This is a genomic window from Sandarakinorhabdus glacialis, assembly GCF_014643455.1.
GTDB classification, from domain to species: Bacteria; Pseudomonadota; Alphaproteobacteria; order Sphingomonadales; family Sphingomonadaceae; genus Sandarakinorhabdus; species Sandarakinorhabdus glacialis.
On sequence record NZ_BMJM01000010.1, the window covers coordinates 22452 to 35265 of the forward strand.

The window sequence follows — 12814 nt, forward strand, 5'->3', positions numbered from 1 at the left end:
GGCCGCCGCAAATTCTTCGGATCTGTTGCTGCCACCGTGCCCCGCGTTAAGTTACGGCGATGGAACAAATCGTCCTGACCCTTCATGCCGCCCCCAGCGACGGCATGAACCCGATAACCGGCAACATCACCTCGAGATCGGCGATGAGACCGTCCAGGCGCTGCTCACCGCCTCGCTCACCCCCACGCCGCTCGAATCGCTGCTGCCGATCTTCCACGCCATCATCGATGAATTGACCGCGCGTGGCATCGCCCGCGAAGCTGCCGCCGCCCCAGCCTCGCCGCGACCTGCTGACCGCCCGCTTCGCCGCCGCGCGCAGCCGTTTCGCCGCCGCCGGGCTGACCACACACGCCCCCGATGTCGCCGCGCTCAATGCTCATGACCGCGACGCCTATGGCCGCAGCTACTTCCGGATGGCCGTCGCCTGCCCGTTTCTCGACGACGAAAACTGCACCATTCACCCCGATCGCCCGCTCGCCTGCCGCGAATACCTCGTCACCTCGCCCGCCATTTTCTGCTCGGACCCTGCCGAAAACACCATCCGCGACGTCCCGCTTGCCGGCCACGCCTCGGCCGCCCTCACCCGCCGCGGCAAGCAGCTCGAAGGCCATGGCACCGTCCTCCTCATCAACGCCCTCGCCTGGGCCGCCGAGCACCCCGCCCCGACACCCGAATACCCCGGCATCGAACTGGCGCTGAGCACGATCGCCCAACTTCCGGGTGCCCCCGATGCAGCATGAACCCGTCATCCTGTCGGCGACACTGGTCCCGGGCCCCGCCGCCACCGGCAACGTCACCATCCGCATCGGCGACGATCTCATCCCGATCACCGTCACTGTGCCCACCGACAACACCGATCTCGAACCACTATTGCCGATCTTTCAGGGCTTTCTCGGGGCCATGAGCGCGCGCGCCGTCGCCATCCTCGAAGCCGAAGGCAAGTCCATCTCGTGCCGCGCCGGCTGCGGCGCCTGCTGTCGCCAGGCCGTCCCGGTTGCCCCATCCGAAGCTCGGGCCGTCGCCCGCCACGTCGCCGCGATGCCCGAGCCCGACCGCAATGCAGTCGAAACCCGCTTCGCCGCTGCCCGCCGGGCACTGGACGATGCCGGCGTCGATCACGGCCCCGCCGCCTTTACCGAGGCGACGATGGAGGATCGGCTGGCGTTCGGCATGGCCTATCTCCTTGCCCGCGTGCCCTGCCCGTTTCTCATCGATGAAAACCGCTCGATCCACCCGGTTCGTCCGCTCGCCTGCCGCGAATATCTGGTCACTTCGCCCGCCGAAAACTGCGAATGGCCGACCCGCGACAACGTCAGCCCGGTTCGTCTCGGCGGTAGCCTCGGCCAGGCACTGATTGCCAGCGAGGCCGTCATGGAGGGCAGTCGCCGCGTACTGCTCGCCGACGCCCTCGACTGGGCGGCCAAGAACCCCGCGCCGCCGCCCATGCACAACGGCCCCTCGCTTGTGAAAGCCGTGTTCGACGTGCTCGCCAAGCTGTCGACCTGAGTCTTTGCCAGTCATGGCCCAAGACTGCTAAAGCCGCGCCATGAAAGCCACTCCAGACGAAAAAGGCCGCTCGATCCGCCTCCAGCGCATCGGCGAGCAGGTCCGCCACGCCATCGCCGAAGTCCTCGGCCGCGGCGAACTCCGCGACGAACTCCTCCAGCGCACGATCGTGTCGGTCAGCGAGGTCCGCGTCACCGCCGATCTCCGCCACGCCACGGTGTTCATCAAGGCGCTCGGCGGCGGCGACGACCAAGCCGTCGTCAAGGCCCTCGCCGGCCACGCCCGCTATCTTCGGGGCGAAGTGGCGCGGCAACTCGCGACCAAATACACCCCCGACCTGCGCTTTCGCGCCGACGAAAGCTTCGACGCCGGCGCCCGCATCGACGCCATCCTGCGCCGGCCGACGATCGCCCGTGATCTCGAGCCCAACGCAAAACCGCGCCGGTTGTCGGACATCCGCGACGAGGAAGCCGCCGCGCGCGGCGATGATGACTGAGCTCTACATCCCGCTTGCCGACGGCGACCTGCGTCTCGAACCCCTCGCCGAACCCCACCGCGAGGCCTTGCGAACCGCTGCCGCCGCCGACACCGAAATCTGGGAAATGTACCCGTATTCGCTCGTCGGTGCGCATTTCGACCGCGAGTTCGTGATCATGCTGCAAGGTGCGCGGCAGGTCTATGCGATCTTCGACGGCGCAACGCTCGTGGGCTGCACCAGCTGGTACAGCCATGACGCGCACAATCGCAGCGTCGCCATCGGCGGCACCTTCCTCCACCCGTCGGTGCGCGGCAGTGGCTTCAACCTCGCGCTCAAGCGCCTGATGATCGCCCACGCCCGCGCCTGCGGCATCGTCCGCATCGTCTTCGACATCGATGTCCGCAACACGCGTTCCCAGGCGGCCGTCCGCAAGCTCGGCGCCAGGCTCGACGGCATCCTGCGCCAAAACAAGATCACCTGGACCGGACACGTCCGCGACACCGCCGTCTTCTCCCTCCTCCCCGGTGAAGAATCGGACCTGCTCAAATGATCGCTCTGCTGATCCTTGCCGCCGCCGCAAACGTCACCATCCCGCGCGTCGACCAGGGCAATATCCTGTCGTGGCAAGTCGCCGGCACCCGCACCATCTATCTCGAGGACCGCGCCCATAACTGGTACCGCGCCGACACCCGTGGACCATGCGTCATCCTCAACCTGGGCAAACAACTCGGCTTCCGCACCGGCCCCGGCGGCCGCCTCGATGCCAGCTCCCAGCTCATCACGCGCGCCGGCCGCTGCCCGATCAAGACCCTCACCGCCGTCCCCGGCCCGCCGCCAAAGCCGAAGTGACTTTCCCAGCATTTTGATGCTAACAGAGCCCATAATGCGCCGCGCCGAAGCCACCTCCATCCTCGCCGATAACGCCGACCGGCTCCGCGCCGCCGGCATCGCATCGCTATACCTGTTCGGATCCACCGCCCGTGACCAGGCCAATGCCGACAGCGACGTGGACCTGTTCTTCGACCCCGCCGATCCCCGCCTCAGCCTGTTCGGCGTCATGGAAATTCGCGACACGCTCGAGGCACTGCTCGACCACAAGGCCGATGTCATGACTCGCGGCTCGCTCCACTCTTATCTTCGCCCTCGCATCGAAGCCGAAGCACAGCGCATCTTCTGATGCTCGGTCTAATGTTCGAAGGCCCAGCGACAGCCGCTGTTCGATATCCGGCTATAACCTTCACATCCGCAGAGACACCCGAAGATTGACCACCTCACCTCCCACCCTCAACGGCTGGCTCATCCTCGACAAACCTCTCGGCCTCTCCAGCGCCCAGGGCGTCGCCGCCACCAAGCGCATTCTCCGCGGCATCGGCATCCGCCCCGATCGCATCGGCCATGGCGGCACCCTCGATCCGCTCGCCACCGGCGTCCTGCCGATCGCCATCGGCGAAGCCACCAAGCTCGCCGGCCGCATGCTCGATGCGACCAAGGCCTATGACTTCACCGTCCAATGGGGCGCCGCCACCGCCACCGAAGACGCCGAGGGCGAAGTCACCGCCACCTCCGACCGCCGGCCGGCACTCACAGAAATCGAACAGATCCTCCCCCAGTTCACCGGCCTCATCGCCCAGGTCCCGCCCCAATATTCCGCCCTGAAGGTCGACGGCAAGCGCGCCTACGCCCTCGCCCGCGCCGGCGAGCATGTCGAACTCGCCGTCCGCCACATCACCATCCACAGCCTGGCACTCGTCGCCACCACTCGCGACACCGCCACCCTCAGCGCCAGCGTCAGCAAGGGCACCTATATCCGCAGCCTCGCCCGCGACATCGCCCTCACCCTCGGCACCGTCGGCCATGTCACCATGCTCCGCCGCACCAAAGCCGGCCCATTCACCCTCGATCAGGCAATATCGCTGGACAAATTCGCCTCTCTCGTGCAAGAGCCCGGCGTAGAACAGGTTCTCCTGCCACTGATGGCGGGGCTGGACGACATCCCGGCTCTCTCCATCGATCCCGAACAGGCGGCGGCACTCCGACAGGGGCGCAGGCTTTTCGGGCACCCCGCCTCACCCGGCACCTATCTCGCCTGCCTCGGTGCTGTTCCTGTGGCGCTTGTCGAGATCGACCCAGAAGCGGTCCGGGTTCTTCGCGGATTCAATCTTTGATTCAAGGAGTATCCGATGTCGATTACAGCAGAACGCAAAGCCGAAGTCATCAAGGGCAATGCCCGCGCCACCGGTGATACCGGTTCGCCCGAAGTTCAGGTTTCGATCCTGACAGAGCGGATCGCCAACCTCACCGAGCATTTCAAAACCCACGCCAAGGACAACCACTCGCGTCGTGGTCTTCTGGTTCTCGTCAACAAGCGTCGCTCGCTGCTCGATTATCTCAAGAAGATCGACCAGTCGCGCTACACCGATCTCATCACGAAGCTCGGCCTTCGCAAGTAACCCGGACGGCCCCGCCCATCTAGAATTGGCCGGGGCCGTTCTTCTATTCGCACACCGGCGATGGTCGTCGGTGTCGGACGCAGCAAGGACCGCACCACGCGGCCGACTGCCACAAGGCCGCGGGCCTGAAACAGCCCGCACAGCGCTTCGGCAATAGGGCCGCAGCGCGCACACGAAAGACGAACCCATGTTCAACATCCACAAGCAGGAAATCGAATGGGGCGGCCGCAAGCTGACCCTCGAAACCGGCCACATCGCCCGCCAGGCCGATGGCGCGGTTCTCGCCACCTACGGCGAAACCGTCGTCCTTTGCGCCGTCACGGCTGCCAAGAGCGTCAAGGAAGGCCAGGATTTCTTCCCGCTCACCGTCCATTACCAGGAAAAATATTCGGCAGCCGGCCGCATCCCCGGCGGCTTCTTCAAGCGCGAACGCGGCGCCACCGAGCATGAGACGCTGACCTCGCGCCTCATCGATCGCCCGCTCCGCCCGCTGTTCCCCGAAGGCTTCTACAACGAAGTCCTCGTCATCGCGCAGGTGCTCTCGTACGATTCCGAGAACGAAGCCGATATCGTTGCGCTCATCGCCGCCTCCGCCGCGCTGACCCTGTCGGGCGTGCCCTTCATGGGCCCCGTCTCGGCCGCCCGCGTCGGTTATATCGATGGCCAGTACATCCTCAATCCCACCAAGGCCCAGGTCAAGGAAGGCACGCTCGAGCTCGTCGCCGCCGGCACCCATGACGCCATCCTGATGGTCGAATCCGAAGCCAAGGAGCTTTCGGAAGAGGTCATGCTCGGCGCCGTGATGTTCGCCCACAACCATGGCAAGCCCGTCATCGAGGCGATCATCCGCCTCGCCGAAGACGCCGCCAAGGAGCCCTGGGACCTGCACCTCGAGGACAGCACCAGCACCCTCGCCAAGATCAAGGATGCCGTCGGCGACACCATCGCCGATGCCTACAAGATCATCGCCAAGTCGGATCGCCAGTCGGCGCTCGGCAAGGCCAAGGCCACCGTCAAGGAGCTCTTCGCCGGCTCGGCTCCCGCCGAAGCGCTGAAGGCGTCCAAGCTGGTCAAGAAGGTCGAAGGCAGCATCGTCCGCAACGCCATCCTCAAGGACGGCATCCGCATCGACGGCCGCAACACCACCACCGTCCGCCCGATCGAAGCCATCGTCGGCTTCCTGCCCCGCACCCATGGTTCGGCGCTGTTCACCCGCGGCGAAACCCAGGCGATCGTCACCACGACGCTCGGCACCGCCGACGCCGAGCAGATGATCGATGGCCTCGACGGCCTGCGCTACGAGCGCTTCATGCTCCACTACAACTTCCCGCCATATTCGGTCGGTGAAGTCGGTCGCTTCGGCGCCCCCAGCCGCCGCGACATCGGCCATGGCAAGCTCGCCTGGCGCGCCGTCAACGGTGTCTTGCCGACGAAGGAAGCCTTTCCGTACACGATCCGCGTTCTCTCGGACATCACCGAGTCCAACGGCTCGTCGTCGATGGCGACCGTCTGCGGCGCCTCGCTTGCCCTCATGGACGCCGGCGTTCCGCTGACGCGCCCTGTGGCGGGTATCGCCATGGGCCTGATCCTCGAAGGCAAGGATTTCGCTGTCATCAGCGACATTCTCGGCGATGAAGATCACCTCGGCGACATGGACTTCAAGGTTGCAGGCACCTCGGAAGGCATCACCGCCCTCCAGATGGACATCAAGGTCGCCGGCATCACCGAAGAAATCATGAAGGTCGCGCTCCACCAGGCCAAGGACGGCCGCGAGCACATCCTTGCCGAAATGGCCAAGGGTCTCGACCACACCCGCGAGGAAATGTCCTCCCACGCGCCGCGCATCGAAACGATGCAGGTGCCCAAGGACAAGATTCGTGACGTCATTGGCACCGGCGGCAAGGTCATTCGCGAAATCGTCGCGACGACCGGCGCCAAGGTCGACATCGACGACGACGGCACCGTCAAGATCGCCTCGTCGGATCCTGAAAAGATCGCCGCCGCCCGCAAGTGGATCGAAGGCATCACCCAGGAAGCCGAAGTCGGCAAGATCTACACCGGCAAGATCGTCTCGATGGTCGATTTCGGTGCGTTCGTAAACTTCATGGGAGCCAAAGACGGCCTCGTCCACATCTCCGAAATCAAGAACGAGCGCGTTTCGGTCGTCAAGGACGTCCTCAGCGAAGGCCAGGCCGTCAAAGTCAAGGTCCTCGGCATCGACGATCGCGGCAAGGTCCGCCTGTCGATGCGCCTCGTCGACCAGGAAACCGGTGAAGAAATCGCCGACACCCGCCCGCCCCGTGAAGGCGGCGAGGAACGCGCCCCCCGCTACGATCGCGGCCCCCGCCGCGACGGCGGTGATCGTGGTCCCCGGAGCGAAGGCGACCGCGGTCCACGCAGCGACGATCGCGGCCCACGCCGTGATGGTGGCGATCGCGGCCCACGCCGTGACGCAGGTGCCCGTGACGACCGCGGCCCACGTCCCGAGCGTGCGCCTCGGGAGGACGCCAACGAAGGCGGCAGCCTGCCGGACTTCCTGACCGGCCCCCGCGACTAACTTACTTACTTACTTCCCCCCTCCCTACTTCTAGGGAGGGGTCGGGGGCGGGTCCTTACTTTCTTTCGTCCCCCTCTCCCAAACGAAAAAGGCCGCCCCAAAAGGGCGGCCTTTTCTCTACCTCCCTCCCCCTTGAGGGGAGGGCGACTCGGCCCCAGCCGAGCGGGGTGGGGGAACCGATACCCCCGAATCTACCGCCCCCCAGCCACCGGCTTCCCATCCCTCGAAGCACTGAAATCCACCACACACACTGTCCCGAACATCCGGTGCTTTCCGCACCCCACCCCGGCAAACCGCATCTTCGGCGTAAAAATCAGCCGCCGGTGGCTCCGGTCCGCCACCCCGTCGTCCACGATAAACTGCCGCACCACCGACACCGGCGTCGCCGAGCCATAGGAAATCGTCTCGCTGACATAGATCCCCCCGCCGCGCCGCACCGCCCGCTGCCCGGGCGTCGCGCCATCCGCCGAGAGATGCCCGACATCGCCACGCTTGCCTTGCGCCGCCGCATGGTCGCGCGCCGACACCGCCAGCACATCGCCCCGCGACAGCGGCGGCAACGGTCCCTGCCGCTCCAGGAACGCAATCGCGTCATCTACGGCGCGCACGCCCTCGGCGGTTTCCGCGCTCACCCCCTCGCGCCGGTCCTCGACGACATTGCCGCGAAACTTCTGGCGATATGCCCGCAGCGCCCCGGCATAATTCTGCGGCTGTGTCCGCGCAAAATTGAGCTCGGCCAGCACGCCGTCCGGCAACGAAGCCGCCACCACCGGCGCCGCCACTACCACCGCGCCGGCAATCGCCAGCATCATAATCGTCCTGTTCATCACCCCAGCAGACACACCCGAGCCTGAACTATTGCTGCACGGTCTCAGGTTCGCCGCACCCGCACAAACGCCGCCGCCGCCAATCCCGCCGCCAGCGCCGCCCACGGCACGAACCGCCGCAGCGGCTTGGCCAATTGCGCCACCAGGCTCGCTGCAAACGCCTCCGGGCCCACATCGTTGACCTGCGTTTCCGCCAGCGCCAGTTCGACAGCGCTTAACGGCTCGGGCTCGAACGGTGCCAATGTCCGTCCCGACGGCCGCAGCTTCGAATCGAGAGCCGCCACCAGCCGGCCATCCGCCGCCGTCAACGCCGCCTCCCAGTCTGCCACTGAAATCCCCAAATGCTCGACCAGCAGCGCATTGCGGATCCGGGCAATGTTCGCACAGACATCGGCATTGTCGCCGCTCGCCTCGATCGCCACGTCGCATTCGGTATCGGTATCGAGAGAGCGCTTGTTGATGTTCGACGATCCCACGCGCAGCAGCCGGTCGTCGATCACCAGCACCTTCGCATGGACATAGATATCATCGCCCCCCGCCGTCACCGGCGTACAGAAGCGCAGCCGGCCATGAACATCCGCCGCCCGCAACCGCGCCAGCAAGACCGCCCGCGCCGAATCCATGAACTTTGCCTCGAGCCAGCCATCGGCAGTGCGCGGATTGACGATGACGACATCGGGGCCATCCGCCTCACGCAATCGCGCGGCAATCGCCTCCGCCACCACCGGCGCCGAAAAATACTGGCTTTCCAGATAGATGTTGTTCCGCGCCGAAGCGATCGCCGCCAAATACAGCGCCGCGATCTCGGCCACCAGCGGCGCGCCTTCATATTCGGGACTGGTCCGCGCAATGCCGACGTCGACGTCGCAGAAATCGGGCTCCAGCGTCGCCGGCCAACGATCTAGCCCCGGCGGCGGCGCTGCCGGCATCTCACCCGTCGCCAGCTGCCACCGGCTCCGCGCCAGGTCGCCGAGCGCCTGTGCCACCGGGCCATGCAAGGCCACCGTCGCATCGTGCCACGGCGGATTGTCGTTGCCCGCCGGCCCCTGCCGCCGCGGTTCGTCATCAAGATGCTCCGGCGTATCCCAGCGCCCGTCGGTGATGTCGATCCCGCCGCAAAATGCCAGCGCATCGTCGATCACCACCAACTTCTGGTGATGACACGCGCTGATCGGATGGTGCGCATCGAGCTTGAAATGCGTCCGGTCGCCGGTCACCCAGTCGAGCACCACGAGTGGCGTCGCCCCGCGCAGGGGCGTCTTCACGAACTGCAGGTCCCAGCGCAGGACGTAAACCTGCAATTCCGGATTGTCCGCCACCGCCTTGTCGATCAACGCCCCGACCTGGTTCGGTATCGTCCCGTCGCCGGCATCATCGCGATCCAGCTCGATCCGCGTGTCGAAATCCCAGCCGACGATCATCACCGAATGCCGCGCCGTCAACAGCGCCGCGCGCAACTGCTTGAAATATTCGACCGCATCGATGATCACCCGCATCCGGTCGGCGCGCCCGATCCGCCAGCAGGTTTCCCCGGCCCTGAGGACAGGATGTGACGGCGCTGGAATGGCTAGCATGGCACATTTCATAACGAACTCCCGCCGCCAGCGCCATCCAGACCTTAATTTGCGCCAAAAACCGTTACGCAATTGCAATGCATTGCATTTTCCTGCGCTTTTACCGCGGCATTACCGTATAGCTAGCAGGTGCGGTCGCGGGGGCGACCGGTGAATGATCGGATGACGATGCTGAACGGACTGAAGACGATATCCATGGGCGGCCGCGAGGTCTGGCCACTGGTCGAAGGCGGCAAGGGCGTTGCGGCGACCAACCACCAGTCGTCCGGTGCCTGGGCCATGTCCGGCGGCGTCGGCACGATCTCGGCGGTCAACGCCGACAGCTACGACCCCACCGGCCGCATCATACCGCAAATCTACCGCGCCCTGACCCGCCGCGAGCGCCACGAAGAACTCGTCGACTATGCCATCGAAGGCGCCGTCCAACAGATCGAGCGCGCCTATGAAATGGCCGCCCCCGAACTTTCGCGGGGCCTCGGCGCTATCAATATCAACGTGCTGTGGGAAATGGGCGGCGCCCAGCGTATCCTCGAAGGCGTCCTCGGCCGCACCAGGGGTCTGGTCAACGGCGTCACCTGCGGCGCCGGCATGCCGTACAAGCTGTCGGAAATCGCCGCTCATCACGGCGTTTATTATTACCCGATCATCAGCAGCGCGCGCGCTTTCCGCGCCCTGTGGAAACGCGCCTATTCCAAGGCGCCCGAATGGCTCGGCGCCGTCGTCTACGAAGATCCCTGGCTAGCCGGCGGCCATAACGGCCTGTCCAACGCCGAGGATCCGCGCGTGCCGCAGGACCCCTTCCCCCGCGTCCGCGACGTCCGCACCACGATGCGCGAATCGGGCATCCCCGACAGCGTGCCGATCATCATGGCCGGCGGCGTCTGGGCGCTCGGCGAATGGACCGACTGGATCGACAATCCCGAACTCGGGCAGATCGTCTTTCAGTTCGGCACCCGGCCGCTGCTGACCCAGGAAAGTCCGATCCCCGAAGGCTGGAAACAGCGGCTGATGACGCTCAGCAAGGGCGACATCCTGCTCCACAATTTCTCGCCGACCGGCTTCTACAGCAGCGCCGTCCGCAACCCGTTCCTGCGCAATCTCGAATCGCGCTCCGAGCGCCAGGTCGCCTTCTCGACCACCGCGACCGGCGACCACCAGTATCTTCTCGATGTCGGCGTCGGCCGCAAAAGCTATTATGTCACCCGCGACGACCTGCTCCGCGCCCGCGAATGGTTCGGCGCCGGCTTTACCGATGCGCTGAAGACCCCCGACAACACGCTGGTTTTCGTTACCGCGCCCGAAAAGACCATCATCCGCAAGGACCAGGCCGACTGCATGGGCTGCCTGTCGCAATGCGGTTTTTCGAGCTGGGCGGACAACGACACCAACACCACCGGGCGTCTCGCCGACCCGCGCAGCTTCTGCATCCAGAAGACGTTGCAGGACATCTCGCATGGCGGCGATACCGAGCAGAACCTGATGTTCGGCGGCCACAGCGCCTATCGCTTCGCCACCGATCCGTTTTATTCCAACGGCTTCGTGCCGACCGTCAAGCAGCTCTTCGACCGCATCCTGACCGGGGCGTAGGGGGCGACTTCTCTTGCTTTCGTCATGCTGAACTCGTTTCAGCATCCATTGCGGAGCGAGAGGCAATCGCGCCGGTAAAGCGAGCGTGCGGGGCAAAGGCAGCAATCAAGCAAGCAAGCAAGGACCGTGGGCAAAGCCCACGCCGTCGGACGGGTTCGGCGCGCTTCGCCTGCGCCGCCCCGCCGGCCGGCCTGGCGCGAGTCCGCGCATAGCTCCGCTATGCGTCGGCCGCGCTCAGGCCCACCCCTCCAAAACCTGATCCGGCGGCCGATGCCCATCCGCCCACACCCGGATGTTGGCGATCACCTTCTCGCCCATCGCCTGTCGCCCCTCGAACGTCGCGCTGCCCATGTGCGGCACCAGCACCACGCCCGGCAAATCGAGCAACCGCGGATCCACCGCCGGCTCGTTCTCGAACACATCGAGCCCGGCGCCGGCGATCTTGCCTGCTGCCAGCGCCTCGCACAGCGCATTCTCGTCGACGATCTCGCCGCGCGCCGTGTTGATGATATACGCCTGCCGCTGCATCAGCGCGAACTGCGCCGCCCCGATCATGTGATGCGTCTCCGGCGTATGCGGGCAATTTATCGTGATGATGTCGACCCGCGCCAGCATGGCATCGAGGCTGTCCCACCACGTCGCCTCCAGTTCCGCTTCGATTTCGGCCGGCAACCGGTGGCGATTGTGATAGTGCACCGTCAGCCCGAAACTCTGCGCCCGCGTCGCAACGGCGCGCCCGATCCGGCCCATGCCGATGATGCCCAGCCGTTTGCCGGTTATCCGGTGCCCCAGCATCCCCGTCGGCGACCAGCCGCGCCACTCGCCCGACCGCACCAGCTTCTCGCCCTCGGCCAACCGCCGCGGCACGCTCAGGATCAGCGCCATCACCATGTCGGCGGTGTCGTCGGTCAACACGCCGGGCGTATTGGTCACCACCACCTTCGCCGCGCGCGCCGCCGACAGGTCGATATGATCGACCCCGACGCCAAAATTCGCCAGCAGCTTCAACCGCCCGGTCTCCGCCGCCGCCGCCAGCACACCGGCATCGATCTCGTCGGTGACCGTCGGCACCAGCACGTCGCAGCGCCGCACCGCATCGGCCATCTGGCCTTGCGAAAACGCCTCGTCGGTCAGGTTCAATTCGACATCGAACAGCTCGGCCATCCGCGTCTCGACCGCCTGCGGCAACCGCCGCGTCACGATGACCTTGGGGCGAGGACGAACGGTGGATGCGGCTGCCATGCTGCAAAGGGTTGCCCCGCGCCGCCCGGTGCGTCAAGACATGGCCGTGCGCCATTCCGTCCTGTCCCTGAAATCCACCGCAGCGATTCTTCTGATCGGGTTTGCCTGCGCGCTTCCGGCTGCCGCCGAGGAACGCGCCGACGGCACCACCGACCTCCCCGTGCCGCGCTTCGTCTCGTTGAAATCGAACAGTGCGATGATGCGCACCGGCCCTGACGACCGCCGCTTCCCGATCGCCTGGGAATACAAACGCCGCGGCCTACCGCTGGAGATCGTCCGCGAATACGGCATCTGGCGCCAGGTCCGCGATCCCGAGGGCACCATCGGCTGGATGAACAAGTCGCTGCTGACGGGGGAACGCACCGGCTTCATCACCCCGGCCGCCGACAGCGGCCCGCGCACCCTCTACACCGCCCCTGACCTGCAATCCCGCGTCGCCTGGCGCATCGAACCCGGCGCCGTCGTCACCATCACCCTTTGCGAGAACGTCTGGTGCCGCGTCTCCAACGGCGGCCGCTCGGGCTATATCCTGCGCAACCACCTCTGGGGCACCTACCCCAACGAAGCCATCAACGGCTAAATCCCTCTACCCT

The 12814-nt window shown here is 65.9% G+C and carries 15 protein-coding genes; 11 read left to right on the forward strand and 4 right to left on the reverse strand.

Annotated elements, in window-relative coordinates:
• Nucleotides 1-126: 126 nt before the first annotated feature.
• On the reverse strand, nucleotides 127-249 hold the full coding sequence (locus IEW98_RS16800) for a hypothetical protein (protein WP_279380376.1): 123 nt from the start codon (nucleotides 247-249) through the stop codon (nucleotides 127-129).
• Between IEW98_RS16800 and IEW98_RS12910 the strand changes: the two genes are divergently transcribed.
• The 9 genes from IEW98_RS12910 (at nucleotide 243) to pnp (ending at nucleotide 6991) form a co-directional block, all read left to right on the forward strand.
• Nucleotides 243-740 carry a YkgJ family cysteine cluster protein gene (locus IEW98_RS12910; protein ID WP_188763378.1) on the forward strand — a complete coding sequence of 166 codons (498 nt, stop codon included), beginning with the start codon at nucleotides 243-245 and terminating at the stop codon, nucleotides 738-740. The two genes, IEW98_RS16800 and IEW98_RS12910, sit on opposite strands and share 7 nt — an antisense overlap.
• Nucleotides 730-1506, forward strand: coding sequence for a YkgJ family cysteine cluster protein (locus IEW98_RS12915; RefSeq protein ID WP_188763380.1), 777 nt, complete (start codon nucleotides 730-732; stop codon nucleotides 1504-1506). Before IEW98_RS12910 ends, IEW98_RS12915 begins: the two co-directional genes overlap by 11 nt.
• Before the next feature lie 40 nt (nucleotides 1507-1546).
• Nucleotides 1547-2002, forward strand: coding sequence for a 30S ribosome-binding factor RbfA (rbfA, locus tag IEW98_RS12920; protein ID WP_188763382.1), 456 nt, complete (start codon nucleotides 1547-1549; stop codon nucleotides 2000-2002).
• Complete coding sequence (locus tag IEW98_RS12925; protein WP_243450756.1) at nucleotides 1992-2534, forward strand: GNAT family N-acetyltransferase; 543 nt, start codon at nucleotides 1992-1994, stop codon at nucleotides 2532-2534. Before rbfA ends, IEW98_RS12925 begins: the two co-directional genes overlap by 11 nt.
• Nucleotides 2531-2833 (forward strand): hypothetical protein, encoded by a 303-nt coding sequence (locus tag IEW98_RS12930; protein WP_188763384.1) that lies wholly within the window; start codon nucleotides 2531-2533, stop codon nucleotides 2831-2833. Before IEW98_RS12925 ends, IEW98_RS12930 begins: the two co-directional genes overlap by 4 nt.
• A gap of 34 nt (nucleotides 2834-2867) precedes the next feature.
• Entirely contained in the window at nucleotides 2868-3161 is a 294-nt protein-coding gene (locus tag IEW98_RS12935; protein WP_188763386.1) for a nucleotidyltransferase family protein, read from the forward strand.
• Nucleotides 3162-3246: 85 nt separating this feature from the next.
• Nucleotides 3247-4149, forward strand: coding sequence for a tRNA pseudouridine(55) synthase TruB (truB, locus tag IEW98_RS12940; RefSeq protein WP_188763388.1), 903 nt, complete (start codon nucleotides 3247-3249; stop codon nucleotides 4147-4149).
• A 15-nt stretch (nucleotides 4150-4164) separates the two neighbouring features.
• Nucleotides 4165-4434, forward strand: coding sequence for a 30S ribosomal protein S15 (rpsO, locus tag IEW98_RS12945; protein ID WP_188763390.1), 270 nt, complete (start codon nucleotides 4165-4167; stop codon nucleotides 4432-4434).
• Between the two features lie 187 nt (nucleotides 4435-4621).
• The gene (gene pnp, locus IEW98_RS12950; RefSeq protein ID WP_188763392.1) at nucleotides 4622-6991 is read left to right on the forward strand and encodes a polyribonucleotide nucleotidyltransferase; all 2370 of its coding nucleotides are present in this window, start codon (nucleotides 4622-4624) and stop codon (nucleotides 6989-6991) included.
• 191 nt (nucleotides 6992-7182) lie between these two features.
• Here pnp and IEW98_RS12955 read toward each other — a convergent pair whose 3' ends face one another.
• On the reverse strand, nucleotides 7183-7818 hold the full coding sequence (locus IEW98_RS12955; protein ID WP_188763394.1) for a CAP domain-containing protein: 636 nt from the start codon (nucleotides 7816-7818) through the stop codon (nucleotides 7183-7185).
• A gap of 44 nt (nucleotides 7819-7862) precedes the next feature.
• Nucleotides 7863-9392 (reverse strand): phospholipase D-like domain-containing protein, encoded by a 1530-nt coding sequence (locus IEW98_RS12960; RefSeq protein WP_188763396.1) that lies wholly within the window; start codon nucleotides 9390-9392, stop codon nucleotides 7863-7865.
• 168 nt (nucleotides 9393-9560) lie between these two features.
• On the opposite strand from IEW98_RS12960, the gene IEW98_RS12965 reads away from it, so the two are divergent.
• Entirely contained in the window at nucleotides 9561-10979 is a 1419-nt protein-coding gene (locus tag IEW98_RS12965) for an NAD(P)H-dependent flavin oxidoreductase (RefSeq protein WP_188763513.1), read from the forward strand.
• A gap of 234 nt (nucleotides 10980-11213) precedes the next feature.
• On the opposite strand, the gene IEW98_RS12970 is transcribed toward IEW98_RS12965, so the two are convergent.
• Nucleotides 11214-12221 carry a 2-hydroxyacid dehydrogenase gene (locus tag IEW98_RS12970; protein ID WP_188763398.1) on the reverse strand — a complete coding sequence of 336 codons (1008 nt, stop codon included), beginning with the start codon at nucleotides 12219-12221 and terminating at the stop codon, nucleotides 11214-11216.
• A gap of 46 nt (nucleotides 12222-12267) precedes the next feature.
• Between IEW98_RS12970 and IEW98_RS12975 the strand changes: the two genes are divergently transcribed.
• Nucleotides 12268-12801, forward strand: coding sequence for an SH3 domain-containing protein (locus IEW98_RS12975; protein ID WP_188763400.1), 534 nt, complete (start codon nucleotides 12268-12270; stop codon nucleotides 12799-12801).
• Nucleotides 12802-12814: the final 13 nt, after the last annotated feature.

What these genes read in the sequence shown, in the direction of transcription:
- IEW98_RS12925 (WP_243450756.1), top strand. Translation starts at nt 1,992, where the DNA reads ATGATGACTGAGCTCTACATCCCGCTTGCCGACGGCGACCTGCGTCTC.
- IEW98_RS12960 (WP_188763396.1), bottom strand. Translation starts at nt 9,392, where the DNA reads ATGCTAGCCATTCCAGCGCCGTCACATCCTGTCCTCAGGGCCGGGGAA.
- IEW98_RS12955 (WP_188763394.1), bottom strand. Translation starts at nt 7,818, where the DNA reads ATGAACAGGACGATTATGATGCTGGCGATTGCCGGCGCGGTGGTAGTG.
- rpsO (WP_188763390.1), top strand. Translation starts at nt 4,165, where the DNA reads ATGTCGATTACAGCAGAACGCAAAGCCGAAGTCATCAAGGGCAATGCC.
- IEW98_RS12935 (WP_188763386.1), top strand. Translation starts at nt 2,868, where the DNA reads ATGCGCCGCGCCGAAGCCACCTCCATCCTCGCCGATAACGCCGACCGG.
- IEW98_RS12965 (WP_188763513.1), top strand. Translation starts at nt 9,561, where the DNA reads ATGCTGAACGGACTGAAGACGATATCCATGGGCGGCCGCGAGGTCTGG.
- rbfA (WP_188763382.1), top strand. Translation starts at nt 1,547, where the DNA reads ATGAAAGCCACTCCAGACGAAAAAGGCCGCTCGATCCGCCTCCAGCGC.
- IEW98_RS12930 (WP_188763384.1), top strand. Translation starts at nt 2,531, where the DNA reads ATGATCGCTCTGCTGATCCTTGCCGCCGCCGCAAACGTCACCATCCCG.
- IEW98_RS12970 (WP_188763398.1), bottom strand. Translation starts at nt 12,221, where the DNA reads ATGGCAGCCGCATCCACCGTTCGTCCTCGCCCCAAGGTCATCGTGACG.
- IEW98_RS16800 (WP_279380376.1), bottom strand. Translation starts at nt 249, where the DNA reads ATGCCACGCGCGGTCAATTCATCGATGATGGCGTGGAAGATCGGCAGC.
- IEW98_RS12915 (WP_188763380.1), top strand. Translation starts at nt 730, where the DNA reads ATGCAGCATGAACCCGTCATCCTGTCGGCGACACTGGTCCCGGGCCCC.
- pnp (WP_188763392.1), top strand. Translation starts at nt 4,622, where the DNA reads ATGTTCAACATCCACAAGCAGGAAATCGAATGGGGCGGCCGCAAGCTG.